This is a genomic window from Pseudogemmobacter sonorensis (assembly GCF_042762395.1).
GTDB classification, from domain to species: Bacteria; Pseudomonadota; Alphaproteobacteria; order Rhodobacterales; family Rhodobacteraceae; genus Pseudogemmobacter; species Pseudogemmobacter sonorensis.
Map to the genome: position 1 here is coordinate 16,794 of NZ_JBEFZE010000014.1, position 24,383 is coordinate 41,176.

The 24,383-nt window shown below is 66.1% G+C and carries 21 protein-coding genes; 18 read left to right on the forward strand and 3 right to left on the reverse strand.

Going from position 1 to position 24,383, the window contains the following annotated elements; translation table 11 throughout:
• Positions 1 to 10: 10 nt before the first annotated feature.
• Positions 11 to 1,945 (forward strand): sigma-54-dependent Fis family transcriptional regulator, encoded by a 1,935-nt coding sequence (locus tag ABNX41_RS11730; protein WP_438669917.1) that lies wholly within the window; start codon positions 11 to 13, stop codon positions 1,943 to 1,945.
• 118 nt (positions 1,946 to 2,063) lie between these two features.
• Complete coding sequence (locus ABNX41_RS11735; protein ID WP_438669976.1) at positions 2,064 to 2,855, forward strand: SDR family NAD(P)-dependent oxidoreductase; 792 nt, start codon at positions 2,064 to 2,066, stop codon at positions 2,853 to 2,855.
• Here ABNX41_RS11735 and ABNX41_RS11740 read toward each other — a convergent pair.
• Positions 2,816 to 3,799, reverse strand: a complete 984-nt coding sequence (locus tag ABNX41_RS11740; RefSeq protein WP_438669918.1) for a hypothetical protein — start codon at positions 3,797 to 3,799, stop codon at positions 2,816 to 2,818. The two genes, ABNX41_RS11735 and ABNX41_RS11740, sit on opposite strands and share 40 nt — an antisense overlap.
• 520 nt (positions 3,800 to 4,319) lie before the next feature.
• On the opposite strand from ABNX41_RS11740, the gene ABNX41_RS11745 reads away from it, so the two are divergent.
• From ABNX41_RS11745 to ABNX41_RS11770, 6 genes are all read left to right on the forward strand, one after another.
• Positions 4,320 to 5,852 carry an acyl-CoA carboxylase subunit beta gene (locus ABNX41_RS11745; protein ID WP_438669919.1) on the forward strand — a complete coding sequence of 511 codons (1,533 nt, stop codon included), beginning with the start codon at positions 4,320 to 4,322 and terminating at the stop codon, positions 5,850 to 5,852.
• Between the two features lie 17 nt (positions 5,853 to 5,869).
• Positions 5,870 to 6,298, forward strand: coding sequence for a DUF6497 family protein (locus tag ABNX41_RS11750; protein ID WP_438669920.1), 429 nt, complete (start codon positions 5,870 to 5,872; stop codon positions 6,296 to 6,298).
• Between the two features lie 211 nt (positions 6,299 to 6,509).
• A complete protein-coding gene (locus ABNX41_RS11755; RefSeq protein WP_438669921.1) occupies positions 6,510 to 6,650 on the forward strand; it encodes a hypothetical protein in 141 nt (46 codons plus the stop codon).
• A gap of 225 nt (positions 6,651 to 6,875) precedes the next feature.
• Positions 6,876 to 7,283 (forward strand): hypothetical protein, encoded by a 408-nt coding sequence (locus ABNX41_RS11760; RefSeq protein ID WP_438669922.1) that lies wholly within the window; start codon positions 6,876 to 6,878, stop codon positions 7,281 to 7,283.
• A gap of 262 nt (positions 7,284 to 7,545) precedes the next feature.
• Positions 7,546 to 7,779 (forward strand): YMGG-like glycine zipper-containing protein, encoded by a 234-nt coding sequence (locus ABNX41_RS11765; protein WP_438669923.1) that lies wholly within the window; start codon positions 7,546 to 7,548, stop codon positions 7,777 to 7,779.
• Positions 7,780 to 7,944: 165 nt separating this feature from the next.
• Entirely contained in the window at positions 7,945 to 9,948 is a 2,004-nt protein-coding gene (locus ABNX41_RS11770) for an acetyl-CoA carboxylase biotin carboxylase subunit (protein WP_438669924.1), read from the forward strand.
• 124 nt (positions 9,949 to 10,072) lie between these two features.
• Here the strand turns inward: ABNX41_RS11770 and ABNX41_RS11775 are convergent, their stop codons facing one another.
• On the reverse strand, positions 10,073 to 10,600 hold the full coding sequence (locus ABNX41_RS11775) for a DUF4174 domain-containing protein (protein ID WP_438669925.1): 528 nt from the start codon (positions 10,598 to 10,600) through the stop codon (positions 10,073 to 10,075).
• Between the two features lie 35 nt (positions 10,601 to 10,635).
• On the opposite strand from ABNX41_RS11775, the gene scpA reads away from it, so the two are divergent.
• The 7 genes from scpA (at position 10,636) to ABNX41_RS11810 (ending at position 20,947) form a co-directional block, all read left to right on the forward strand.
• Complete coding sequence (gene scpA / locus ABNX41_RS11780) at positions 10,636 to 12,771, forward strand: methylmalonyl-CoA mutase (RefSeq protein WP_438669926.1); 2,136 nt, start codon at positions 10,636 to 10,638, stop codon at positions 12,769 to 12,771.
• A 155-nt stretch (positions 12,772 to 12,926) separates the two neighbouring features.
• Entirely contained in the window at positions 12,927 to 15,497 is a 2,571-nt protein-coding gene (locus tag ABNX41_RS11785; RefSeq protein ID WP_438669927.1) for a putative PEP-binding protein, read from the forward strand.
• Between the two features lie 182 nt (positions 15,498 to 15,679).
• Positions 15,680 to 16,402 carry a cell wall hydrolase gene (locus ABNX41_RS11790; protein WP_438669928.1) on the forward strand — a complete coding sequence of 241 codons (723 nt, stop codon included), beginning with the start codon at positions 15,680 to 15,682 and terminating at the stop codon, positions 16,400 to 16,402.
• Positions 16,403 to 16,549: 147 nt separating this feature from the next.
• Positions 16,550 to 17,449: a dihydroneopterin aldolase gene (locus ABNX41_RS11795; RefSeq protein ID WP_438669929.1), complete on the forward strand. Its 900-nt coding sequence runs from the start codon at positions 16,550 to 16,552 to the stop codon at positions 17,447 to 17,449.
• A 69-nt stretch (positions 17,450 to 17,518) separates the two neighbouring features.
• Positions 17,519 to 18,559, forward strand: coding sequence for a dihydropteroate synthase (folP, locus tag ABNX41_RS11800; protein WP_438669930.1), 1,041 nt, complete (start codon positions 17,519 to 17,521; stop codon positions 18,557 to 18,559).
• The gene (gene glmM, locus ABNX41_RS11805; RefSeq protein WP_438669931.1) at positions 18,549 to 19,892 is read left to right on the forward strand and encodes a phosphoglucosamine mutase; all 1,344 of its coding nucleotides are present in this window, start codon (positions 18,549 to 18,551) and stop codon (positions 19,890 to 19,892) included. The genes folP and glmM overlap by 11 nt, the downstream gene beginning before the upstream one ends.
• A gap of 242 nt (positions 19,893 to 20,134) precedes the next feature.
• On the forward strand, positions 20,135 to 20,947 hold the full coding sequence (locus ABNX41_RS11810; protein ID WP_438669932.1) for a Clp protease/crotonase-like domain-containing protein: 813 nt from the start codon (positions 20,135 to 20,137) through the stop codon (positions 20,945 to 20,947).
• Positions 20,948 to 21,049: 102 nt separating this feature from the next.
• On the opposite strand, the gene ilvC is transcribed toward ABNX41_RS11810, so the two are convergent.
• A complete protein-coding gene (gene ilvC, locus ABNX41_RS11815; RefSeq protein WP_438669933.1) occupies positions 21,050 to 22,072 on the reverse strand; it encodes a ketol-acid reductoisomerase in 1,023 nt (340 codons plus the stop codon).
• Between the two features lie 128 nt (positions 22,073 to 22,200).
• On the opposite strand from ilvC, the gene ABNX41_RS11820 reads away from it, so the two are divergent.
• The 3 genes from ABNX41_RS11820 (at position 22,201) to ABNX41_RS11830 (ending at position 24,381) form a co-directional block, all read left to right on the forward strand.
• A complete protein-coding gene (locus tag ABNX41_RS11820) occupies positions 22,201 to 22,659 on the forward strand; it encodes an Lrp/AsnC family transcriptional regulator (RefSeq protein ID WP_438669934.1) in 459 nt (152 codons plus the stop codon).
• A complete protein-coding gene (locus ABNX41_RS11825) occupies positions 22,656 to 23,123 on the forward strand; it encodes an Lrp/AsnC family transcriptional regulator (RefSeq protein ID WP_438669935.1) in 468 nt (155 codons plus the stop codon). The genes ABNX41_RS11820 and ABNX41_RS11825 overlap by 4 nt, the downstream gene beginning before the upstream one ends.
• Before the next feature lie 133 nt (positions 23,124 to 23,256).
• Positions 23,257 to 24,381, forward strand: a complete 1,125-nt coding sequence (locus tag ABNX41_RS11830) for an aminotransferase class V-fold PLP-dependent enzyme (protein WP_438669936.1) — start codon at positions 23,257 to 23,259, stop codon at positions 24,379 to 24,381.
• Positions 24,382 to 24,383 lie beyond the last annotated feature (2 nt).

A 24,383-nucleotide genomic window follows, 5' to 3' on the forward strand; every position in this document is an offset into this window, starting at 1 on the left:
ACTCGAGAACATGACCGATCCGAACTCATTTTCCGGAGATTGCTTTGGGAGGAGCAAGATGTGGGAGCAGGGGAATAGCGCGGAACATTGCGGAACGGATGCTTCGCTTCAGGAAGTTTACCGGCTGCATGCCGCCCGAAGCCAGGATGTAGCGGCCCCGCTGTCAGGCATTGTCGCCGACTCGTGGAAGCGCTGCCTGTCAGAATACAATCTCGACCCTGACCGTGTGCCGCGCGCGGCCGTGCTTACCCACTCCGAGATGCGCGAGCTTGCGGATCGACATCACGAGATGATCGGCATTGCGGGACCCGAGGTCGAACGGCTGTTTATGAGACTGGTCGACAGCGAGTATCTCGTATCCTTCGCATCGCCCGAGGCTGTCATGATGCTGTTCCGGTGCGATTTCCCATTCCTGGACAATATGTCGGCCTTCGGCGTTCAGCCGGGGTCGGTCTGGGTCGAGGAGCGCCAGGGTACGAACGGTGTCGGGACCTGCCTTCGCACAGGTCGTTCAATCGCGATAGCGGGGGGTGAGCACTATGGGAGTTCAACCCGGGCGCTGACCTGCATGACTGCGCCCGTATTTGGTCGGGATGGCGCTATTGAAGGCGCGATCAACGTGACCACCGCCTCGGGTGGTGATATGCGGGCGAACCGTGTCGTGCGCGATATTGTGGAACGCGCGGCACTGCGCATAGAGAACCGTCAGTTCCTTCGGCAACATCGGACGAGCCGCCTGCTGCGGATCGCGGTGGACGTTGTCGATGCGGAGCTGGCCGAAGCGAGCCATGTGGCACTGGATGACCAGGGCCGCATTCGTGCGGGCACTTCTAACCTGCAGGCTTTGGTCGGTGTTTCTCTCGCGGAGGTCCTTGGGCGCAGAGTCGAAGAGGCGTTCGATCTCGACTCTGATCTGGATATGATCCGGCCCGACGAGACTATACGGATGCATGCCTACGGGCGTCGTCTGCAAGCATTGGTGCGCGAGCCAGTGTCAGAATCGCCGCGCTGGAGGGCCCGCTCCGGCGGTCGGAACCCCGCACAAAGCGAAGCGATTTCAACGGTGCGCATGGTCGAAGAGGTTTCAGAGCCCCGTTTGTCGCGTATGGGGCCGGTTTCTGAAATCGCTCTGGAGCGGGGGCAACGCCTTCTTCAATCTGGGCTGCCACTGATCGTGGTGGGCGAGACCGGCACAGGGAAATCGGCCTATGCAAGGGCTGTCGCCACCCGTTGTCTGGCGCGGGAGGGCGAGATCTTCTTTGTGGACTGCGCGGCGATGTCTGGTGATGAGGTCGGCCGTGCAATCCGATCGATCGGTCAAACCCGCGGCCGGGCCTGCCTGATCCTGGACCGGATCGATGAGCTCGACGACGCGGGGCAAATCGCGCTTCTCGGGATGCTGGAGCGGGATCGCAGCGCCGGGACAAACGGGATCTCCGTCGTGGCCAATACCAATCTGTCGTTGGAACAGATGCAGAAGGACGGCCGCCCGCGTGCGAGCCTGCTTCATCGGCTCAAGGGTGGTTCGATCGTGCTGCCGCCGCTTCGGGCGATCGCTGACCTGGAAGGCATGATCCTCGAGATGTTGGAAGTCGAAGCACAGATATTGCGCAAAGCGAACATTCGGCTCGGCGACGAGGCACGCGTTGTTCTGCTCAATTATCACTGGCCCGGAAACGCACGGGAGCTACAGCATGCGCTTCGACATGCGGCGGTTCTGTGCGATGATCGCTTCATCCAGCTCGATCATCTGCCTGACGACATCGTTGCGGAAATCGCGGACACCGATTTGACCGCGCGATCGAAGTCGGAAGCCTCGCGCATCCAGGCTGCGCTGCGTCACAACAACGGCAATGTCTCGCTGACCGCCAGGTATCTCGGCGTGTCTCGGGCAACGCTCTATCGAAAGATCAACATCGGCAAGGTCCGCGTCGAGGCCTCGTAGTCCTCGCGCCCAGCCGTGGGACAAGGTCCCGATCCTTTCGCCGGCGCGAGGCGGTGCCAGTCGATCCCGCGCTCCGGCGACGCCCTGTTTCAGCAGTCAAGAATGGAGAAAAATCTTGGTGGATTCTCAGTTTTCCCTGAGTGGACGCGTCGCACTCGTCACGGGTGGCGGTCGCGGGATCGGCGCGGGCATCGCGAAGGCATTGGCCGAGGCCGGCGCCGATGTGCTGATCGCCGACTATAATGCGGCTCTCGCCGAAGAAGGGGCCGCCGCAGTCAAGGCCCTGGGGCGCAAGAGCGCCGCGATCATCGTCGACGTCCGCGAACCCGAGAGCGTTCAGGCGATGATCGACAGCATCGAAACCACCTGGGGTCGGCTCGATATCGCGGTCAACAACGCAGGTATCGTCAGCCTCGGCGGGATCGCGGACCTTACCGTCCAGCAATGGGACGACCTGATCGACGTCAACCTGCGCGGGGTTTTCCTGTGCTGCCAAGCCGAGATCAGGCTGATGCGCAAGGCCGGGTTCGGCCGGATCATCAACACCTCCTCGATCGCGGGCAAGGTCGGCTTCCCGAACCTCTCCCATTACAGCGCGTCGAAGTTCGGCGTGATCGGCTTCACCAATGCGATCGCCAAGGAAGTCGCCAAGGAGGGCATCACCGTCAACGCGTTGTGTCCCGGAATCGTTGGCACAGGGATGTGGCGTGGCGAGACCGGCCTGTCCGGGCTCTGGGCTCTGCCGGGCGAGACCGAAGAGCAGTCCTGGGCGCGTCACCAGCAATCCTTCCTGCCGCAGGGCGAGGCGCAGACACCGGAGGATATGGGGCAGATGGTTGTCTATATGGCTTGCGCGCCGCATCTGACCGGTCAGGCTCTGGCGGTCGATGGCGGGTTCTCACTGGGCTGAGGACTGCGCAGGGGGGCCGCGCATGATGGGTTCTGAGGAGGTCTGCTCCACCGGCCCCGACTGCCGCTCCGGGCCGGTCTCGGCCTCCATGAGCGATAGCCTGCTGCCGATTTTTCGGACACGCAGTTGTCTTGTATTTTCGGCAGGGCGCTGTGGGGATCGTTGTTGTATTCTTCGGCCCGGGCCGCGATGGCCTTGTGGAAATCCGGCCGTTGCATGAGCAGGTTCGAGACACCGAATTCCTTCACGTCGCGGCGGGTGGCCCGGTAAGCGGCATTCCGGGCTTCCTTGTCCATCAGGTCGCCCAGATATGTGGGGAATTCCTGGGCAAGCGGGATCCAGATGCTCTGGTGCGACCGCTCGATATTGCCCTTCTCCTGACTGTTGTAGGGCAAGGCACGCATTTTGGTGATGCTCAGACGGGACATCAGGCCGGAGTCATCCGCGTCGAATCTCTTGTTTTTGTAGCCTGCGCCCCTGTCGGTATAGAAAAGTGCGCAAATTCCATTGTCGCGGCAGGTATTGCTCAGCGCCTCGCAGGCCGCAATGACGTTTTCCTCGCAGGAAATCGGGCATCGCACCAGTTTCCGGGTGGGGGCGTCCATGATCGATGTGATTTCCGGGCGCATGGCGCGGCCCGGGTTCGGGTCGGAAACTTCGACGTCGAAGGTATGGCCGTCCGCGACATAGATCGAGGTCGGCAGAAGGTCCGACGTGTCGCGCGACACGTAGGCCATGTGCGCCCGCAGGGTGAGCGGGCCTTCCCGCCCCTTGTTGCGCTGGATCTGGTCGAGCGTCAGGGGCGTGACGCTCTCGGGCGTCCCATCCACATAGCGCTTGTGCGACCGGCTGATGAAGAGCTTCGACGGACGGGCGTAGACGGTCATGAACCGCCAGAAATTCTGCGGGATTTCCTCCGCGTGCTTTGTGGTCTTTGGTGCCATCTTGCGGAAACCATCTTATTGATAGGCCTCTGGCCGCGGCAAATCGTCTTGATCCCCCTGCCCTCGGTAAATGTAGCCGCCTGATCTTTGCGCCTCGCCGTTGGGCTCGAACCAATGGCGCCTTCAGCGGCTCGATCTCCACGATCAGCATCCCGCGATCGGCCTCCGACAACCATCAGAAGCACAATGGACCCAAACCACGGGCGGCGGCGCCACCTTGGGACGCAGATCACCCCAGAAGCGGGGGCCTGGTTGCAGGCCGCTCAACAGGTCGAACAGTTCCTGGTCTTGCCGCTCCGGGGGCTGGGTCTGCTTTATGCACAAGGCTGAATCCGAAAGGTGAATCCTCAACCGGACTTGTCCAGCAAGGCCCGGCCGCGACAAGCCCTTGGCGAAGATGTTTCGCAATTATTCAATTTTCAATCTGACCTTCCTGAGATATTTGCAAATTAACGCGATTTCGTTTCCACTTCCTGCCGCGCAATAATATTCTCCCCTCGATTCCCCGGGGAGAGAGCCGATGAAAGATATCCTTGAAGAGCTTGAGCAGCGCCGCGCCATCGCCCGGGCCGGGGGCGGCGCGCGCCGGATCGAGGCGCAGCACAAGAAGGGCAAGCTGACCGCGCGCGAGCGGATCGACCTCTTGCTCGACGAGGACAGTTTCGAGGAATTCGACATGTTCGTCGCCCATCGGGGCGTCGAATTCGGCATCGAGAAGGACCGTCCGGCGGGCGACGGCGTGGTCACCGGCTGGGGCACGATCAACGGCCGCATGGTCTATGTCTTCAGCCAGGATTTCACCGTCTTCGGCGGCTCGCTTTCCGAAACCCATGCCCAGAAGATCTGCAAGATCATGGATATGGCGATCCAGAACGGCGCGCCGGTGATCGGGCTGAACGATTCCGGCGGCGCACGGATCCAGGAGGGGGTGGCCTCGCTCGCGGGCTATGCCGACGTGTTCCAGAAGAATATCCTCGCCTCGGGCGTGGTGCCGCAGATCTCGGTCATCATGGGGCCCTGCGCGGGGGGGGCGGTCTACTCGCCCGCCATGACCGATTTCATCTTCATGGTGAAGGACAGCTCCTACATGTTCGTCACCGGCCCCGATGTGGTCAAGACCGTGACCAACGAGGTGGTGACCGCCGAGGAACTGGGCGGCGCCTCGACCCATACCCGCAAATCCTCGGTCGCTGATGGCGCCTTCGAGAATGATGTCGAGGCCCTGGCCGAGATCCGCCGCCTTTTCGACTATCTGCCGCTGAACAACCGCGAAAAGGCGCCGGTGCGGCCGTTCTTCGACGATCCGGCCCGGGTGGAGACCAGCCTCGACACGCTGATCCCCGACAATCCCAACCAGCCCTACGACATGAAGGAGTTGATCCTGAAGGTCGCGGACGAAGCGGATTTCTACGAGATCCAGAAGGATTACGCGGGCAATATCATCACCGGCTTCATTCGCATCGAGGGCCAGACCGTGGGTGTCGTCGCCAACCAGCCGATGGTGCTGGCGGGTTGCCTCGATATCGATTCCAGCCGCAAGGCCGCGCGTTTCGTGCGCTTTTGCGATGCGTTCGAGATCCCGATCCTGACCTTCGTCGACGTGCCGGGCTTCCTGCCGGGGACGGCGCAGGAATATGGCGGCGTCATCAAGCATGGCGCGAAACTGCTTTTCGCCTATGGCGAGGCGACGGTGCCGAAGGTGACGGTGATCACCCGCAAGGCCTATGGCGGCGCCTATGACGTGATGGCCTCGAAGCACCTGCGCGGCGATTTCAACTATGCATGGCCCTCGGCCGAGATCGCGGTGATGGGGGCCAAGGGCGCGGTCGAGATCCTTTACCGCTCGGAGCTTGCCGACAAGGACAAGATCGCGCAGCGCCAGAAGGATTACGAGGACCGTTTCGCCAATCCCTTCGTCGCGGCCGAGCGCGGTTTCATCGACGAGGTGATCCAGCCGCGCTCCACCCGCCGCCGGGTCGCGCGGGCCTTTGCCTCCCTGCGCAACAAGAAGCTCGCAAACCCCTGGAAGAAGCACGACAATATCCCGCTCTGACCTGAGGGGAGATTGCCATGGCCGACCTGCACCGCCTCGCGCTTGCCGCGCTTCTGACGCTGACGCTTGCGGCCGGAGGCTGCGAGAACGAGGCGGAGGCCCCCACGGGGGACGTCTCCGAAGGCGAGGGTGTCGCCCTGCCGTCGGGGCGTCAGGTCCTGCCGCTTGACGTGATCACCAACGCCCCCGGCACCGAGGGTGCCACCGCCCGGTTCCGCTTTGTCGTGCCGGGGTTGAAACAGGACGAGGACTGGTCCGCCGACATGCAGCTTCTGTGCGAGACATACGCCCTGCCGCGCGTCGAGGGCATGGTGCCCGCGCCGCGCCAGATCGTGATCGCGCTGGCCGACCGCGACCTGCCCTTCGGCGAGGCCGTGCCCGAGGCGGTCCAGTTCTTCGAGGCCTACCGCGTCGAAAACACCTCCTGCATCTGGGAGATGTTCTGAGCATGGCACCATATCTTGTTGATCCCCGCGAAAAATCCTTCTCGGCTGATGTAGTTGGGTCACAGGGCCGCAACTTGGGCCGGGGGGCGTGTCAATCGGGCGGCATTTCGGCTATTGTGGAGCAAGGCCGAACCCAAGCGGCCTCAACCTCGTGCGGGGGGCGGTCTTGCATGTCGCAGGCCCGGACTCCGGAAGAATCAAGGAGAAGAGGATGTCGAGCACAATGCGTATCGTTCTGGCCCTGGCCGTCGTGGCGGGCGTTGCCGCCTGCGCCAAGAAGCAGGAAACCGAAGTCGTCTATATCGACGAGCCGGTCAGCTACGAGCCGGTCTACACCGGCAAATACAAGTAAGAATACCGCAAGCCCCCGGTCGCCACGGGTGCTCGGGGGCTTTGCCCTTTCCTTGCCCCGTGCCCGGGGCGGGGCGGGTGCCTTCGCGGCGTCTTCCCCTCGGGCCATCGCCTTTCCGCGGTGCGAACCTGTGCCGACCGGCCGCTCCGGCGCCAGCGGCTATTTTGCTGGCCCTCGATCCCCCGCCGCTGCTAAAGCCCGCCCCGCAAGAGAAGGGGCATCCATATGCTGAAGCATCGCGGCTTTCCCGGGCGCCTGCCCGGAACCGATTTCCAGTTCACCATCCGCCGTGCCAACAAGGAGGGCGCGACGAAGATCATCCGCCGCGAGAGGTTCAAGGACCGTCGCGGCCTGGACCGCATGGCCGATCAGGCCTTCATGGCGGCGCTCTGGCAGTATTTCGGCGAAGAGGTCTTCGAGCGCGGCAATCTCGATGCCGGGCGGCTCTCGTGGCTGTTCGGGCGCGAGGTGGTCGCGGCCGAGGATCCGTTCGACCCCGCCTCTTATGAGGCGCTGCTCAGGATCGACGCGAAGAAGGCGGCGATCGCCTTCCCCGAGGTCTTCGCCCCGGATGCCGAGCCGGTGAATTTCGACGACGACGGTTTCGACGACGGTTGGGAGGATCGCGCTTGAGCCTTGCCCCGGCCCCGTTGCATCGGCGGACCGCCGCCGGTCCCGCATCCGCTCGCGCGGGACTGTCCGGGGCGGGGGCTGGATTTTTCCGCGTTTTCAACACCGTTCCGGATCGTTGCGGCCCGCCCTCGGCTGCGGATGCCGGGCGGAACTCCGCCTTTCGCGGTGCCGTTCCCGTGATCGATGCCGGAAAGTCTTTTGCGGCGCGCCGCCTTGCGCTAGAATCGGCCTCAATAACAACAAGTCGAGGCAGTCTCCTATCATGCGCAACATCCTTCTTCTTCTTCCCGTCCTTGCCCTGCCGCTCGCCGGCTGCGTCTCCAGTCGCAGCAACCATTCGCCGCTCGACAGCGCGGCGGTGCGCACCATCGGCGGCGCCGCGGCGGGCGCCCTGGTGGCCGATGCGACCGGCGGCTCCAAGACCCGCGGCGCGCTTATCGGCGCCGTCGCCGGTGGCGGCTCCTGCATCGTGCCGGGCATCGACGGTTGCTATTGATGCCGGTCCTGCGGGGCTGACCGGGGCGGCGCGCCGCCCGGCACAGGTCCGCGCGCGGGCGGACAGCAAAGTTCAAGACCTGAACCGGGGTCTTCCGGGCCATGAGCCCGGAGGACCCCTTTGCATTTTCCGGCCCCGAGATCCGGGCGGAACCGAGGGAGACCCATGTTCAAGAAGATCCTGATCGCCAACCGGGGCGAGATCGCCTGCCGCGTCATCAAGACCGCCCGCAAGATGGGCATCAAGACCGTGGCGGTCTATTCCGATGCCGACCGCAACGCGCTTCACGTCAAGATGGCGGATGAGGCCGTCCATATCGGCCCCCCCCCCGCCAACCAGTCCTATATCGTGATCGACAAGATCATGGAGGCGATCCGCCAGACCGGGGCCGAGGCTGTGCATCCGGGCTATGGCTTCCTGTCCGAGCGGATGGATTTCGCCGCCGCGCTGGAGGCCGAGGGCGTGGCCTTCATCGGGCCGCCCTCTTCGGCGATCGAGGCCATGGGCGATAAGATCACCTCGAAGAAACTGGCGCAGGAGGCCGGGGTCTCGACCGTGCCGGGCTATATGGGCCTGATCGCCGATGCTGACGAGGCGGTGAAGATCTCGGACCAGATCGGCTATCCGGTGATGATCAAGGCCAGCGCCGGCGGCGGTGGCAAGGGCATGCGCATCGCCTGGAACGCCGGTGAGGCGCGCGAAGGGTTTGAATCCTCGAAGAACGAGGCCGCGAACAGCTTCGGCGACGACCGGATCTTCATCGAGAAATTCGTCACCCAACCCCGGCATATCGAGATCCAGGTCCTGGCCGACAGCCATGGCAACACCGTCTACCTGCATGAGCGCGAATGCTCGATCCAGCGCCGCAACCAGAAGGTCATCGAAGAGGCGCCCTCGCCCTTCCTGGACGAGGCCACCCGCAAGGCCATGGGCGAGCAGGCCTGTGCGCTGGCCAAGGCCGTGGGCTATACCAGCGCGGGCACGGTCGAATTCATCGTCGACGGCAGCCGCAACTTCTATTTCCTTGAAATGAACACCCGGCTTCAGGTCGAACATCCGGTGACCGAGCTGATCACCGGCGTCGATCTCGTCGAGCAGATGATCCGCGTGGCGGCGGGCGAGGCGCTGCCCTTCGCGCAATCCGACCTGAAGATCAACGGCTGGGCAATGGAAAGCCGCCTCTATGCCGAGGATCCCTATCGCAACTTCCTGCCCTCGATCGGGCGGTTGACCCGCTACCGCCCGCCGGTCGAGGGCAAGACCGCGCGTGGCGGCGTGGTCCGCAACGACACCGGCGTCTTCGAGGGCGGCGAGATCAGCATGTATTACGACCCGATGATCGCCAAGCTCTGCACCTGGGGCGAGACGCGCGAGGCCGCCATCGAAGAGATGCGGCTGGCGCTGGATACGTTCGAGGTCGAGGGCATCGGCCACAACCTGCCCTTCGTCGGCGCGGTGATGGATCACCCGCGCTTCGTCTCGGGCGACATCACCACCGCCTTCATCGCCGAGGAATATCCCGAGGGCTTCCAGGGCGCGGTGCTGCCGCCCTCGATCCTGCGCCGGGTGGCGGCGGCGGCGGCGGCGATGCACCGCGTGGCCGAGATCCGGCGCACCCGCATCTCGGGCACCATGGACAACCACCAGCGCCGGGTGGGCGATCTGTGGGTGGTCAGCCTGGATGGCCAGGATCTGGCGGTGAACATCGCCGCCGACCGCGATGGCTCGACCGTGACCTTCGCCGAGGGGACGCAGCACCGCGTCACCTCGGACTGGGCCCCGGGGCAGAACCTGGCGCGGCTTTCGGTCGACGGCCAGCCTCTGGTGCTCAAGGTGGGCAAGATCCCGATGGGCTTCCGCATCCGCCTGCGCGGCGCCGATCTGAAGGTCCATGTCCGCACCCCGCGCGCGGCCGAGCTGGCGCGGCTGATGCCCGAGAAGCTGCCGCCCGACACCTCGAAATTCCTGCTTTGCCCGATGCCGGGGCTGGTGGTGAAGATCTCGGTCGAGGAGGGGCAGGAGGTGCAGGAGGGCCAGGCGCTGGCCACCGTCGAGGCGATGAAGATGGAGAACATCCTCAAGGCCGAGCGGAAGGGCGTGGTCAAGAAGATCGCCGCCAGCCCGGGGGCGAGCCTGAAGGTCGACGAAGTGATCATGGAGTTCGAATAGGATGGTGCAGGGGCGGCTGGCGGAACGGGGACGGCAAGTTGCACCGGCCCCGCAAAGGGGCCGGGGGCAGGCCCCTGCGGGCCGCGCCCGCCCGCCCGCCGTTCTGCCGCCCGCCGTCCTGCCGTCAGCGCCCGGCCGGACTGCGCTCCAGCGCGTCGGAGCGCGCCAGCGGCATCTTGTCGATGGCGTTGACGATCTCGCGCCCCTCCCAGGGGAGGGGCTTGCGGATCGCCGAGCCCCAGTCGCGATCCATCAGGATCAGCGAGAAGCCGCGCGGCCGCAGCCTGCGCCGCAGCGCCGAAGGATCGGCCGGATCGGTGTCGGTGATCAGGATCACCCGGCGCAGGGCCAGATCGTCGTAGACCCGGGGCAGAAGCTCCATCTGGCGGATGAAGTTCGGATCGTTCGGCGTATCGGCAAAGACGATGACCGGGCGTTTGACATAGACCAGATCGGCCTCGACCACGTCACGGGCAGGAACCGGCCCGAAGGGCGCGACTTCGGCCTCGGTCCCGGCGGAAAGATCTTCCTCGGCGCGGGCGCGCCAGGGAAAGGCCGCGCCAAGGGCGGCAAGAAGAACGAGGGAACGGCGGTGGATGCGAAGGCTCATGTCCCGGATATAGGGCAGGGCGCGCAAAACCCCAAGCGGCATCGGTCTGCGAAAGCGGCCAGAACGGAGTGAGGACGATGAGCGACATCAAGGCATGGGAGGCGCTTGCCTCGAAGGAACTCAAGGGTCGCGATCCCGCCAGCCTGAACTGGCGGACGCTTGAGGGGATCGAGGTCAAGCCGCTTTATACCGCCGAGGATCTCGACGGCCTGCCCCAGATCGGCGAGGTGCCGGGCGTCGCGCCCTTCACCCGGGGCGTGCGCGCCACGATGTATGCGGGCCGTCCCTGGACCATCCGGCAATATGCCGGGTTCTCCACCGCCGAGGAATCGAACGCCTTTTACCGCAAGGCGCTGGCGGCGGGGCAGCAGGGGGTCTCGGTCGCCTTCGACCTGGCGACCCACCGGGGCTATGACAGCGACCACCCCCGCGTGGTGGGCGATGTCGGCAAGGCCGGGGTCGCCATCGATTCGGTCGAGGACATGAAGATCCTGTTCGACGGCATCCCGCTGGACAAGGTGTCGGTCTCGATGACGATGAACGGCGCGGTGATCCCGATCCTGGCCAGCTTCATCGTGACGGGCGAGGAACAGGGCCACCACCGCAGCCTGCTGTCGGGCACGATCCAGAACGACATCCTGAAAGAGTTCATGGTGCGGAACACCTATATCTATCCGCCCGAACCCTCGATGAAGATCATCGCCGACATCATCGAATATACCGCGAACGAGATGCCGAAGTTCAATTCGATCTCGATCTCCGGCTATCACATGCAGGAGGCGGGGGCGAACCTCGTCCAGGAGCTGGCCTATACGCTGGCCGACGGGCGCGAATATGTGCGCGCGGCGCTGGCGGCGGGGATGGATGTCGATGCCTTCGCCGGGCGGCTCTCGTTCTTCTTCGCCATCGGCATGAACTTCTTCATGGAGGCGGCCAAGCTGCGCGCGGCGCGGATGCTTTGGACGCGGATCATGAAGGAGTTCAACCCCAAGAAGACCGGCAGCCTGATGCTGCGCACCCATTGCCAGACCTCGGGCGTCAGCCTGCAGGAGGCCGATCCCTACAACAACGTCATCCGCACCGCCTATGAGGCGATGTCGGCGGCGCTTGGCGGCACGCAAAGCCTGCACACCAATGCGCTGGACGAGGCGATCGCCCTGCCCACCGAATTCTCGGCCCGGATCGCGCGCAACACCCAGTTGATCCTGCAGGAGGAAACCGGCATCACCCATGTCGTCGACCCGCTGGCGGGCAGCTATTACGTCGAAAGCCTGACCGCGCAACTGGCCGAAGAGGCCTGGAAGCTGATCGAAGAGGTCGAGGCCATGGGCGGCATGACCAAGGCGGTGGCCTCGGGCATGCCCAAGCTCAGGATCGAGGAGACCGCCGCCCGGCGTCAGGCGATGATCGACCGGGGCGATGAGGTGATCGTCGGCGTCAACAAATACCGCAAGGACAAAGAAGACCCGATCGAGATCCTCGACATCGACAACATGAAGGTGCGCGACGCCCAGATCGCCCGGCTGGAGCGCATCCGCGCCACCCGCGACCAGGCGAAATGCGACGCGGCGCTGCTGGAGCTTGGCCGTCGCACCGTCGAGGGCGGCAATCTGCTGGAGGCTGCGGTGGAATGCGCCCGCGCCCGCGCCACCGTGGGCGAGATCAGCCTGGCGATGGAAGGCACATACGGGCGCCACAGGGCGGAGGTGAAGGTCTTGTCCGGAGTTTACGGTGCCGCCTATGAGGGCGACGAGGCCTTCGCCGCGATCCAGAAGGATGTCGAGGCCTTTGCCGAGGAAGAGGGCCGCCGCCCGCGGATCCTCGTGGTCAAGATGGGCCAGGACGGCCATGACCGTGGCGCCAAGGTGATCGCCACCGCCTATGCCGATATCGGTTTCGACGTCGATGTCGGGCCCTTGTTCCAGACCCCGGAAGAGGCGGCGCAGGATGCGGTCGACAACGACGTCCATGTCGTCGGCATCTCCTCGCTGGCAGCGGGGCACAAGACCCTGGCGCCCAAGCTGATCGAGGCGCTGAAGGAAAAGGGCGCCGAGGATATCATCGTGATCTGCGGCGGCGTGATCCCGCAGCAGGATTACGATTTCCTGAGGGCGGCGGGGGTGAAGGCGATCTTCGGCCCCGGCACCAATATCCCGCTGGCGGCGAAAGAGTTGCTGGCCCTGATCCGCGCCGCGCGCGGCGCGGCGGCGTGATCGCGATGGCCTGATCGCTCCGGTTCTCCGGTCCGGCCCGCGCTGCGGTGCCAGGCCGGGGGGCGCTTTCGCCCGGCGCTTTCGAGACTGCCCGAGCGTGACACTTGCGTAAATGCCGGACTGGCGTATCCTGCGCCGGAACGGAGGATGCTGCAGTGCAGAAATACGAGCCGATCCCAGACCATGCCGAAATCACCCCGGGCGCGCGCGTCACGGCGGCCGAGCATGGCTGGAAGGCGAAATGCCTTCAGCGACTGGTGCGGCTCGACCTGCCGGTGCCGAAATCGGTGGCCCTGCCCGCCCATAGCGTGCGCGCCATCGCCCAGGGCCATGCCGTGGATGCGGCGGGGATCCTGGCGGCTTTCGGGCCGGAGCCGCTGGTCTCGGTCCGGGCCTCTCCGGCCGAGCCGGAATGGGGCGGGCCCGCGACGATCCTGAATGTCGGGATGAACGCCAAGCGCCACCTGCTTCTGGCCGAGACCCATGGGCGCGAGGCGGCGGATGCGCTCTGTGTTCGATTCATACAGAAATATGCGATCCACGTCGCCCGCCTTGACCCGGATATGTTCGAAGACATCAAGCCGGGAAAGGGCGCCCTGGCCGAGGTCCTTAAACTCTACGAGGCGGAAACCGACGAGCGGTTCCCCCAGGACCCGGCCCGGCAGCTTTCCGACGTGCTGAAAAGCATGGCCCGGGCCTGGGAGGGCACCTCGGCCCGGCTGCTGCGCGCGGCCAAGGGGGCGCCGCAGGATGCCGCGCTCGGGCTGGTGGTGCAGGACATGGCCCAGGGGCTGGGGCAGGGGGTCTCGGGCTCGGGCGTGATCCAGTTCGTCGATTCCGTCACCGGCGCGCGCCGGGTCACCGGGCGCTATCTTGGCCAGAGCCAGGGCCGCGATGCGCTTGCGGCGCGGGAATCCATCTACCTCACCCGCGATCCGCGCGGCCCCTCGCTGGAAGAGCTGGCGCCGCAGGTCTTCGCCGATCTCGCCCGCCATGGCGCGGTCTGCCGCGAGCGCCTGCGCGAGGAGATGCAGATCGAATTCACCGTCGAGGACGGCCGCCTGTCGGTGCTGGATGCGGTGCGGGTCCAGCGCTCGGCCCGGGCCGGGCTGAAGATCGCGGTTGCCCTGGCCGACGACGGGGTGATCGACCGGCGCGAGGCGGTCCTGCGGGTGGAGCCGCGCGCGCTGTCCGAGCTTTTGCACCACCAGGTCGACCCGCGCGAGCCGCGCGACGTGGTGGCGCGCGGCATGGCGGCTTCGCCCGGGGCGGCGACGGGGCGGCTGGTCTTCGACCCCGAGGCCGCCCAGGCCTCGGCCGCGCGCGGCGAGGATTGCGTGCTCGTGCGGCGCGAGACCGCGCCCGAGGATATTCGCGGCATGCATTCCGCCGTGGCCGTGCTGACCGAGCGCGGCGGCATGACCAGCCATGCGGCGGTGATCGCGCGCGGCCTGGGCGTGCCCTGCGTCGTCGGCGCCTCGGACCTGCGGATCGACATGCGCGAGCGTCGCATGACCGCGCAGGACGGCCGCATCCTGCGCGAGGGCGACGTGATTACCATCGACGGCTCGCGCGGCGAGGCGCTGGCGGGCGCGGCGGCAATGCTGCCGCCCGCGCTGGACGACAGTTTCCGCCGCCTGCTGGGCTGGGCGGATGCTTTCCGCGACATCGGCGTGCGCGCCAATGCCGACACCCCCTCGGATGCCGAGACCGCGCGGCGTTTCGATGCCGAGGGCATCGGCCTGTGCCGCACCGAGCACATGTTCTTCGACGAGGACCGGTTGATCGTCATGCGCGAGATGATCTTCGCCGACACCCCCGCCGACCGGGCGGCGGCGCTGGCGCGGCTCTTGCCGATGCAGCGCGAGGATTTCGCGCAGCTCTTCGGCATCATGACCGGGCGTCCGGTCTGTATCCGGCTGTTCGACCCGCCGCTGCACGAATTCCTGCCCTCGACGCGCGAGGGGCTGCGCGAACTGGCCGAGGCGCTGGACCGCCCGCTGTCCGAGGTGACCCGCCGGGCGGAGGCGCTGCGCGAGGTGAACCCGATGCTGGGCATGCGCGGCGTGCGCCTCGGCGTCGTCCTGCCCGAGATCTACGACATGCAGGCCCAGGCGATCTTCGAGGCCACCATCGAATCCGCCCGCCGCGGCGCCCCCATCGTGCCCGAGGTGATGATCCCGCTGGTCTCGGCCCGGCGCGAGGTGGAGTTGGTGAAAACCCGCATCGACGCGGTGGCGGCGATGGTGCGCACCCGGGCGCAGGCGCAGTTCGACTATCGGCTGGGCGTCATGGTCGAGACCCCGCGCGCCGCGCTGCGGGCGGGCGAGATCGCGCAGCATGCCGCCTTTCTGTCCTTTGGCACCAACGACCTGACGCAGATGACCTATGGCCTGTCGCGCGACGATGCCGGGAAGTTCATGAACACCTATGTCCAGCAGGGCGTCTATCCCGAGGACCCGTTCCACATCCTTGATGTCGACGGGGTGGGGGAGCTGCTGCTGACCGGCGCCACGCGCGGGCGCGAGACCCGCCCGGATCTGACGCTTTCGATCTGCGGCGAACATGGCGGCAGCCCCGAATCGATTGATTTCTGTCGTCGGGCCGGGTTCGACTATGTGTCTTGCAGCCCTTACCGGGTGCCGATGGCACGGCTGGCGGCTGCGCATCTTGCGATCCGCTCTTCGGGTGAAAGTCGGAATTCCGATTATATTCCATTGGCTTGACATTGTTTCTTTGATGGAAACATGAGCGGTTTCGGCGGAAATCTGCCGAAATCCCGCCTATTTTCATGGCAGTTTTGCAACACGGGTGGACCCCGGCGCCCTGCCTGGCCTAAGCGCCGCCCGGTCATGCGGGGCGCCCTTCCGGGGGGCTTGCAGGGCGGGAAACAGCTTTGGATGACCACATGAAACGCTCAGGGAAGACGCTGGGGGCCGCGATGATCGCGGTCATGGCACTGACCCAGGCGGCGCATGCCGATGTCACGCGCAGCGACAAGAATACCCCCCAATCCGCCATCGCGGGCGAGATGGGCGCCCTTCTGGGCAGCGAGAAATCGCGCCTCGCCACGCTTTCGAGCGCCGATCTGGGCGCCATCGCGACCGGGCCCAGGGCGGCGGAAAAGGCCGCCCCGGCGGCAAAAGCCGCAGGCAAGGCCGCGCCCGAAAAGACCGCGCCGAGCCTGCGCTATGACCTGGCCTGGCTGCTGGCCCAGCCCGCACCGCAGGGCGGCGACCCGGAGTGGCAATGCCTGACCGAGGCGATCTATCACGAGGCCCGCGGCGAAAGCCTGCGCGGCCAGTTCGCGGTGGCCGAGGTCATCCTGAACCGACGCGACGATCCGGTCTTCCCCTCGACCGTCTGCGGCGTGGTGAAGCAGAAGACCGGCGGAACCTGCCAGTTTTCCTACCATTGCAAGGGCGCCAAGGCGATGTCCGAGAAGGGCCCGCGCGCCATCGCCGGGCGGATCGCCGCGCTGATGCTGGGCGGTGCGCCGCGCCCGCTGACCGAGGGGGCGACCTTCTTCCACACCCGCGCCGTGGCGCCGGGCTGGTCGAAGCGGCTCGATCGCACCGCCGCCATCGGGGCGCATCTGTTCTACAGCCTTCCCGGGCGCGGCAAGGGCTGAGCCCGTCTTCCGCATGTCGCAATGCTTGCGCCGATGGCCGTCTTGGGGCATGGGCAGGGCGCGCGGCCGTGGCAGGGTCGTGCGATCGGCCCGGGCGGGATTGCGCGCGGGCGGATGCCAGCACCGGGAAGGGGCCAGATCAGCGCCATGACCACGAAAAGCGACATCAGCCTGGCTTTCGCCCATCCGGTCGAGCGGGCCGAGGCCTCGGCCTCGGCGGATCCGCGCGACCGCATCTCGCTGCGCGACCATGTGGTCGAGGCCGATATCGGCGCCTATCAGAAGGAACGCGGCCAGAAGCAGCGCCTGCGCTTCAACGTGGTGGTCGAGGTGCGCCCGCCGCGCGCGCCGCTGGAGGATGATGTGGACCGCATCCTCTCCTATGACCGGATCACCGAGGAGATCGCCGCCGAACTGGCGCAGTCGCGGGTGAACCTGCTGGAGACGCTGGCCGAGAAGGTGGCCGAGCGGATCCTGGCCGAGCCGCAGGCCATGCGCGCCTTCGTGCGGATCGAGAAGCTCGACGTCGGCCCCTATGCGCTTGGGGTCGAGATCGCGCGCTCGCGCGCCGAGGTGCCTTTGCGCCATGAGGGCGCGGCGGTGCATCCGCTGGTGGTCTATTTCGACAACGATAGCCTGGCTTCCGAGGGGCTGGCGGCGCGGATCGACGCGCTTGCCGCGCGCGGCCTGCCGATGATCTTCTGCGTCGGCCTGCCCGAGACGCCCGCGCCGCAGACCGGCCACCGCCCCACGCAGCGCCGCATCGACCTGCTGGCCATCGAGCAGAACGCCTGGGTCCTGGCCGCGCGCGATCCGCGCTGCGTGGTGGTGGCCTCGCGCTCCGAGATCGACTGGGCGATGAAGCGCGGCGGTTCGGTGGTCTGGGCGCCGTCGAAGCTGGTCCTCGACGCCGTGGACGGCCCGCAGGACCGCACCCCGGTCGCGCTGGCGCTTTGGCTGGCCGAAGAGGTGGCGGCGGCGGCGCTGGTGGTTCACGGCGATGTTTCGGTCCCGGCGGGAAGCCGCGTGGGCGTGGAGCGGGGCTGAGCGCGGCGCTTGCCAAACCGCCTGCGGGGCGCGAAACCCTTGGGCACGCTTTCCCGGCCCGAATGATCCATGACCACACGCTTTCAGCCCGTCCCGATGACCCACCGCCGTTCCGATGGCGCTTGGCCACTGGCGGGCAGCCGCCATGTCTGGTGGGAGGCGGGGACGGCGATCCGGGACGGGTGCCGGGCGGAGTATCTTCGGGCAGGCGAAATGGACCCCGGCCTTTGCCAGCGGCTTTCGGCCCGGCGGGCGGATCTGTGCGGCCTCGCCCTCGACCGGCCCAGGATCATGGGGATCCTCAACGTCACCCCGGACAGCTTCTCGGACGGCGGGCGCCATCAGGGGCCCGAGGCCGCGCTGGCCCGGGCGCGGGTCATGGCGCAAGAGGCCGATATCCTCGACATCGGCGGCGAAAGCACCCGGCCGGGCGCCGACGACGTGCCCGAGGGCGAAGAGATCGCCCGCACCGCGCCGGTGATCCGGGCGCTGCGGGCGGCGGGGATCGCCAATCCGATCTCGATCGACACCCGCAAGGCGCGGGTCGCGGCGGCGGCGCTGGAGGCGGGGGCCGATATCGTCAACGACGTGACCGCGCTGCGGTTCGATCCCGACATGGCGCGGGTGGTGGCCGAGGCGGGCGCGCCGGTCGTCCTGATGCATTCGCTGGCCGATCCCCGGACGATGAACGACCATGCCAGCTACCGCGATGTGGTGGCCGAGGTGCATGAACATCTGGCCGAGCGTATCGAGGCCGCGCTGGCCGCCGGGATCGCGCAGGATCGCATCATCACTGATCCGGGCATCGGCTTCGCCAAGACCGCCGCGCATAATCTCGCGCTGATCCGCGATCTGGCGGCCTTCCACGATTTGGGCTGCCCGGTCCTGCTGGGCGCCAGCCGCAAGCGGTTCATCGGCGAGATCGGCGGTGCGGATCGGGCGCCCGAGCGCATGGCGGGCTCGGTCGCGGTGGCGCTGGCCGGGGCGGCGGCGGGGGCGCAGATCCTGCGCGTCCACGACACATATGAAACCCGGCAGGCGCTGCGCCTTTGGCAGGCTTTGGCGGGCGACAACGAAAAAGACGGAAACGGAGCAGAACATGACGCGTAAACTTTTCGGCACCGATGGCGTGCGCGGCCGCGCCAACAGCCATCCGATGACCGCCGAGCTGGCCCTGCGCCTTGGCGCGGCGGCGGGGCGCTATTTCCGCCCCTCGGGCGGGGGGGCGCATCGGGTGGTGATCGGCAAGGACACGCGGCTGTCGGGCTACATGCTGGAAAACGCGCTGACGGCGGGGCTGAGTTCGACGGGGATGAGCGTGCTGCTCCTCGGCCCGGTGCCGACGCCTGCGGTGGGATTCCTCACCCGCTCGATGCGGGCCGATCTGGGGGTGATGATCTCGGCCAGCCACAATCCGCATGAGGACAATGGCATCAAGTTCTTCGGCCCCGACGGCTTCAAGCTCTCAGATGAGGCCGAGGCCGAGATCGAGGCGATCCTCGCGGGCGAGATCACCCTCTCGCAGCCCGAGAACATCGGCCGGGTGAAGCGGATCGAGGACGGGCGCGGGCGCTATCAGGAATATGTCAAGACCTCGTTCCCCGCCGGGCTGCGGCTCGACGGGCTGAAGGTGGTGGTGGATTGCGCCAATGGCGCCGCCTATCGCGCCGCGCCCGAGGTGCTGTGGGAGTTGGGCGCCGAGGTGATCCCGGTGGGCACCGCGCCGAACGGCAAGAACATCAATGCCTTCTGCGGCTCGACCCATACCGCCACGGCGGCCGAGGCGGTGGTGGCCCATGGTGCGCATGTGGGGATCTCGCTCGATGGCGATGCCGACCGGGTGATGATCCTGGACGAGAACGGCACGGTGGCGGACGGCGATCAGATCATGGCGCTGCTGGCCGCCCGCTGGGCCGGGGACGGGCGGCTGAGGGGCGACACGCTGGTCGCGACGGTGATGTCGAACCTCGGGCTGGAGCGGTTTCTTCAGGGCCGGGGCCTGCGGCTGGAGCGCACCGCCGTTGGCGACCGCTATGTGGTCGAGGCGATGCGGCGCGGCGGCTGGAACCTGGGCGGCGAGCAATCGGGCCATATCGTGATGACCGATTACGCCACCACCGGCGACGGCCTTCTGGCCGGGCTTCAGGTCCTGGCCGAGATGGTGCGCACCGCCGCCCCCGCCAGCCGCCTGATCCGCCAGTTCGAAACCGTGCCGCAACTTCTCAAAAACATACGTTTCACCGCGGGCGCCGCCCCGCTGGAGGCGGAATCCGTCCGCGCGACCATCGCCGCCAATGAGGCGCGCATCACCGGCAAGGGCCGGATCCTGATCCGCAGATCCGGCACCGAACCCCTGATCCGCGTCATGGCCGAATGCGAGGATCCCACCCTTCTGACCGAGGTGGTGGACGAGATCGTCGGCGCGGTCGAAGCGGCGATTTGATTTCCGTATCTTGCCCTCCTCTCCGGCGAAATGCTATGATCAACGTGTTTTAATGATCACAACGCAGAAAAGGGTTCTCTGGATGACCGTGCCGAGGTCTTTGCTCTCAGCCACTGTCGTGGTGTTCGCCGTTTCTTGTGGTGCGGGCCGCGCTCTCGAAATGGAATACTATCCTGAACAGGATTATCGGACGACAGGTGCCAATGTCGAATATCCGGCGCACATCCATATTGAGGGGGGGGGTGGAGTTCGGTGACGAAATACTGTTTGCCGAGATGCTGGACCGCCATCCTGACGTGGAGAAGATCATTGTCGGAAACAGCCCGGGTGGAAATCTGCATGCCGGGATCGAGATTGCGCGCCTGATCTTTGATCGCGACCTTTCTGTCCAGATCAACGGACCGGCAGCAAGTGCGGCCACGGTGATTGCCTTGGCCGCGCGTCAGAAGCTGGAGTATCTGCCCGATTCATATGTGCCCGACGTCGGAACCGAACTTCTGTTTCATTGTGCGTATATGGCTGGCAATAGCTATTGTGATGAGTTCGCCACGAGGCGCTCGGCCCGGGTTCTCGGGGAAATTACCGGCAAACCGGAGCAGGAATGGTTCGATCTTATGATGGCGACAACCCCGGATACCGTGGTCCGGGTCGGTCTTGAAGAAATCCTGCAATATGATGACTGGTATTGCGACTACGCTGGCTTTGGCCGTGGCATCTTCTGCGAGCGGATTATCCTTGCCGGGATGGAGCCTCAGGAAAAGACTGCTGGCAGCCCCTTTGCCGCCCCTGCAGGACAGTGCTGGCTGGAACTGAGGCGATCAGCATCAGCTGATGAGGCCTTCAACGACATCACGGGCATAGGCATGCTGATGCCGGTTGATGTGGAGAACAATGTCTTCATCACTTACGATGACCATGTGGCGATCACCTTTGGCTTGGTGGACGCCTCCGGTTTTGACAGAATACTTTCTGAACTTGGCGAGAAATATTCTGTCGGCGACTTGAGCGGGGTTTGTGCGGACGGTCAGGATTATGCCGGCCGCTACAAGATGTAGAAATCTGTCCTGCCGTCAAACCGACGGTTCTGCGGGGCCGCTGCCATGCCAACGAGATTGAAAAAGGGCGCCAGAGGGCGCCCTCTTTGACTGTGACGGACCTCAGTTTCTGGCCCTGTCCACCAACTTGCCCTTGCCGATCCAGGGCATCATCTCGCGCAGCTTTGCACCGACCTGTTCGATCTGATGCTCGTCGTTCAGGCGGCGGGTGCCCTTGAAGAACGGCTGGCCGACGGTGTTTTCCTGCATGAAGTCGCGCACGAACTTGCCGGTCTGGATGTCGCGCAGCACCGCCTTCATCCGGGCCTTGGTCTCATCGTAAGGCAGGATGCGCGGGCCCGAGACATATTCGCCGTATTCGGCGGTGTTCGAGATCGAATAGTTCATGTTGGCGATGCCGCCTTCGTAGATCAGGTCCACGATCAGCTTCACCTCGTGCAGGCATTCGAAATAGGCCATCTCGGGGGCATAGCCCGCCTCGACCAGGGTCTCGAAGCCCATGCGGATCAGTTCCACGAGGCCGCCGCAAAGCACGGCCTGCTCGCCGAAGAGGTCGGTCTCGCATTCCTCGCGGAAATTGGTCTCGATGATGCCCGAGCGCCCGCCGCCGATGGCCGAGCAATAGGAAAGCCCGATTTCCAGCGCCTTGCCGGTCGCGTCGTTATGGACCGCCACCAGGCAGGGCACGCCGCCGCCCTTGACATATTCGCCGCGCACGGTGTGGCCGGGGCCCTTCGGCGCCATCATGATGACATCGACGCCCGCCTTCGGCTCGATCAGGCCGAAATGGACGTTCAGGCCATGGGCGAAGGCGATGGCGGCGCCTTCGCGCAGGTTGTCATGGACGTATTTGCGATAGGTTTCCGCCTGAAGCTCGTCGGGCATGGTGAACATGATCAGATCGGCCCAGGCGGCCGCCTCGGCGATGCCCATGACCTTGAGCCCTTCGGATTCGGCCTTTTTCGCCGAAGCCGAGCCCTCGCGCAGCGCGACGACAAGGTTCTTCGCCCCCGAATCGCGCAGGTTCAGCGCATGGGCATGGCCCTGGCTGCCATAGCCCAGGATGGCGACCTTCTTGTCCTTGATCAGGTTCACATCGCAGTCGCGATCATAATAGACGCGCATCACGCATCCTCCATTGCTTTCGATATGGGCAGAATAGGAAAATCTTTCCGACGCTCTGTGCAATCCATCACGATATAGGCAGAAATAATGGATTTTAATGCCTTATATTGCATGATAATGGATTTTTCATGCAGATAAACGATGCAGACCGCAGGATCCTGCGCCATTGGCTGGCCGAGCCGGGGCTGGCGCGGGCCGAGCTCGCGCAGCGCGCGGGCGTCACCACCGCCACGCTCTGGCGCCGGATCGAGCGTTTGCGCGAAGCCGGCATCATCCGCGCCGAGACGGCGGCGATCGACTGGCGCCGCCTGGGCTATGAGGTCGAGGTCTCGCTGCGCTTCACCCTCGACAAGACCGACCCGCGCGCCTTCGACGACTTCACCCTGGCCGCACGTGAGGTGCCCGAGGTGCTGGCGATCGAGACCTTCCTCGGCTCGGTCGATGTGCGGCTGAACGTGATCGCCCGCGACATGGCGCATTGGACCGCGCTTTACCGCAGCCGCATCCTGACCCTGCCGCATATCGCCGAAGTCGAGGCGCTGATGCTGATCTCGACCATCAAGGACAGCGGGGGATTGGCCCTGTGAAGGATCCGGTCGATCTGGACGACACCGACCGCGCCATCCTGCGCGCGCTTTCGCTCGATGGCGGGCTGGGGGCGGGGGAGTTGGGGCGCAGGCTGGGCCTGTCGCAGCCCGCGACCTGGCGCAGGGTCCGGCGGCTTGAGGAAAGCGGCGTCCTGGCCGGGCTGCGGGTGGATGTCGACCGCGCCGCGCTCGGCTTCGGGGTGACGGTGTTCCTGGGCATCCGCCTTGCCACCAAGGGGCGCGTCGGCCTTGAGGATTTCGAACGCGCCGCGACCGCCATCCCCGAGGTGCAGGTGGTCCAGCATGTGCTGGGCGTCTTCGACTACCGCCTGCGGGTGGTGGCGCGGGATCTGGCGGATTTCGAGCGCGTGCTGCGGCGGCGCGTGATGACCCTGCCGGGCGTGGGCCATGTCGAGGCCAATGTGGTGCTGACCGAAGAGCGACGTCCCGGTCCCCTGGGCTAATGCGCGGGGTGGCGCCGTTCCCGCAGCCTTCCGGGGATTTTCTTCGGGAACAGGATGCTGCTGCGGAATCCGGGGCGCTGGCGATGCCCGCGGGCGGCGGCTAGACTGGCCCGGCACAACCGGAGGAGCCGCGATGAAACTGCCGCATGACCATATCGACCCCGAGGGGCTGGAGGAATTCTCGGTGGTCTTCACCGACCGCAGCCTCAACCACATGTCGGCGCGGTTCCAGGGCGTGATGCGCGACATCTCGGCGCTGCTGAAAGAGGTCTATGGCGGCACCGCCACGGCGCTTGTTCCCGGCGGCGGCACCTGCGCGATGGAATCGGTGGCGCGGCAGTTCGGGCGCGGCCGCAACCTGGTGCTGCGCAACGGCTTTTTCAGCTTTCGCTGGAGCCAGATCCTGGAGACCGGCGGTTTCTCCGCCCAGACCGAGGTGGTGATGGCGCGGGCGGCGGGGAACGCGCCCCTCGCGCCCTTCGCGCCGCCCCCGATCGAGGAGGTGGTGGCGAAGATCCATGAGACCCGCCCCGATGCGATCTTCGCCCCGCATGTCGAAACCGCCAGCGGCCTGATCCTGCCCGACGATTACGTCGCGCGGATCGGCGCGGCGGCGCGCGAGGTGGGGGCGCTTTTCGTGCTGGATTGCATCGCCAGCGGCTGCATTTGGGTCGATATGCCGGCGCTCGGGGTGGATGTGCTGATCTCGGCGCCGCAAAAGGGCTGGTCGGCCTCGCCCTCGACGGGAATCGTGGTCCTGGGCCCGCGCGGCGAGGCGCGGCTTGAGGCCACGACAAGCGACAGTTTCGCGCTGGACCTGAAGAAATGGCGCGCGATCATGTCGGCCTATGAGGGCGGCGGCCACGCCTATCACGCCACCCTGCCCACCGATGCGATCCTGGGCCTGCGCGACGCCATGGTCGAGACCCGCGAAATGGGGTTCGAGGCGGCCAAAGCGGCGCAATGGGCGCTTGGCCGTGCGGTGCGCGGGATGCTGGCGGCGCGCGGCGTCGCCTCGGTCGCGGCCGAGGGCTTCGGCGCGCCGGGGGTGGTGGTGGCCTATACCGAGGATCCGCAGGTGCAGAACGGTACGAAATTCCGCGAGCTGGGCATCCAGATCGCGGCGGGCGTGCCCTTGCAGGTGGGCGAGGGCGCGGGGTTCCGATCCTTCCGCATCGGGCTTTTCGGGCTCGACAAGCTGCGCGATGTCGAGGCGACGCTGGCCCGGATCGCGCGCGGGGTCGAGGCGGTGCTCTAGCC

Coding starts and splice junctions, on each gene's coding strand:
- ABNX41_RS11740 (WP_438669918.1), bottom strand. CDS start 3,799: ATGGCACCAAAGACCACAAAGCACGCGGAGGAAATCCCGCAGAATTTC.
- ABNX41_RS11745 (WP_438669919.1), top strand. CDS start 4,320: ATGAAAGATATCCTTGAAGAGCTTGAGCAGCGCCGCGCCATCGCCCGG.
- ilvC (WP_438669933.1), bottom strand. CDS start 22,072: ATGCGCGTCTATTATGATCGCGACTGCGATGTGAACCTGATCAAGGAC.
- ABNX41_RS11730 (WP_438669917.1), top strand. CDS start 11: ATGACCGATCCGAACTCATTTTCCGGAGATTGCTTTGGGAGGAGCAAG.
- ABNX41_RS11820 (WP_438669934.1), top strand. CDS start 22,201: ATGCAGATAAACGATGCAGACCGCAGGATCCTGCGCCATTGGCTGGCC.
- ABNX41_RS11760 (WP_438669922.1), top strand. CDS start 6,876: ATGCTGAAGCATCGCGGCTTTCCCGGGCGCCTGCCCGGAACCGATTTC.
- folP (WP_438669930.1), top strand. CDS start 17,519: ATGACCACACGCTTTCAGCCCGTCCCGATGACCCACCGCCGTTCCGAT.
- glmM (WP_438669931.1), top strand. CDS start 18,549: ATGACGCGTAAACTTTTCGGCACCGATGGCGTGCGCGGCCGCGCCAAC.
- ABNX41_RS11770 (WP_438669924.1), top strand. CDS start 7,945: ATGTTCAAGAAGATCCTGATCGCCAACCGGGGCGAGATCGCCTGCCGC.
- ABNX41_RS11750 (WP_438669920.1), top strand. CDS start 5,870: ATGGCCGACCTGCACCGCCTCGCGCTTGCCGCGCTTCTGACGCTGACG.
- ABNX41_RS11765 (WP_438669923.1), top strand. CDS start 7,546: ATGCGCAACATCCTTCTTCTTCTTCCCGTCCTTGCCCTGCCGCTCGCC.
- scpA (WP_438669926.1), top strand. CDS start 10,636: ATGAGCGACATCAAGGCATGGGAGGCGCTTGCCTCGAAGGAACTCAAG.
- ABNX41_RS11795 (WP_438669929.1), top strand. CDS start 16,550: ATGACCACGAAAAGCGACATCAGCCTGGCTTTCGCCCATCCGGTCGAG.
- ABNX41_RS11790 (WP_438669928.1), top strand. CDS start 15,680: ATGAAACGCTCAGGGAAGACGCTGGGGGCCGCGATGATCGCGGTCATG.
- ABNX41_RS11775 (WP_438669925.1), bottom strand. CDS start 10,600: ATGCCGCTTGGGGTTTTGCGCGCCCTGCCCTATATCCGGGACATGAGC.
- ABNX41_RS11755 (WP_438669921.1), top strand. CDS start 6,510: ATGTCGAGCACAATGCGTATCGTTCTGGCCCTGGCCGTCGTGGCGGGC.
- ABNX41_RS11830 (WP_438669936.1), top strand. CDS start 23,257: ATGAAACTGCCGCATGACCATATCGACCCCGAGGGGCTGGAGGAATTC.